Here is a 1,035-nt window from a genome sequence, read left to right on the forward strand (position 1 = left end):
GCGGCTGCCAAGCGATGTTCATCGAAACCTCGGGGACGCGCACGGGAGTGGTGCGTGGTACTCGTGCGCGGCTTTCCAACGGATGTTCGTGATGGGGTCGAGGGGATCGTAGCGACAGGAGCGCCGTCTGTGTAATCCACCGCAGAATGTTGCCGACTAGCAACGCAAGGTCTGGACCACCAACCACCGTCCGACGCCTCGCACAAGGTGGACGACCCGCAGGTCAGCACGCATTCTCCCGGGCAGAACCGGAGCCCGCGGGCCGGGCGCGGAGCGCCCAATGCCGCGTTTCCCGACGAAGGGCACGCGCGCCGCACTAAGGTGCAATTGCACATGGGGAGTGTGCTCCACATCGCACCACCGAGCGCCGCGGATCGCCCGTCCCGAGCTGCCGTGCCGCTCGTGGGGGGACACATGCATGAAATGACGAAGGGCTCCAACGTCCGGCTTGCGGCCCTCGGTCAGGAGACCGGTTCGGTCTTCGTGAACGTGGGATGGAGCAGCGGCACCGGCGACTCCGACACGGACGTCTCGGTCCTGCTGCTCGACGGCTCCGGACGGGTCCGCGGCGACGCGGACTTCTACTTCTACAACAACCCCGCGGCGGCGGACGGCAGCGTCCAACTGCTCGGCAAGACGCCGACGGCGAACGGCAGCGCGGACCGCATCGGCATCGACCTGACCGCCATCCCCGCAGCCGTCGAACGCATCGTGGTGGCGGCGAGCCGGTACGGCGGCGCGCACTTCGGGGACCTCGAAGACATCAGGATGACCCTGGCGGACGGCGCCGGCGAGGAGTTGCTCGGGTTCAGCGTCCCCGACGCGGGCGCGGTGAGTGCGTTCCTGTTCGGCGAGGTGTACCGGCGCGAAGGGGACTGGAAGTTCCGCGCGATCGGGCAGGGGTACGAGAGCGGACTGGCGGGCCTGGCTACGGACTTCGGCATCGACGTGGACGACGACGCCGAGGCAGTGGAGCAGGCGCCGGGAACGGACGGGACCGTCCGGGAGGAAACCGTCCGCGGCGAAGCCGGGGAG

Annotated in this window: 1 protein-coding gene; it reads left to right on the top strand. The window is 68.9% G+C overall.

The annotated features are described in order from the left end of the window. Window positions 1-414 precede the first annotated feature (414 nt). Window positions 415-1,035: TerD family protein (locus H5J30_RS35485; RefSeq protein ID WP_181791900.1), on the top strand; the 621-nt coding region annotated here is incomplete at its 3' end.

Source organism: Streptomyces phytophilus, assembly GCF_013870535.1.
Taxonomy (GTDB): domain Bacteria; phylum Actinomycetota; class Actinomycetes; order Streptomycetales; family Streptomycetaceae; genus Streptomyces; species Streptomyces phytophilus.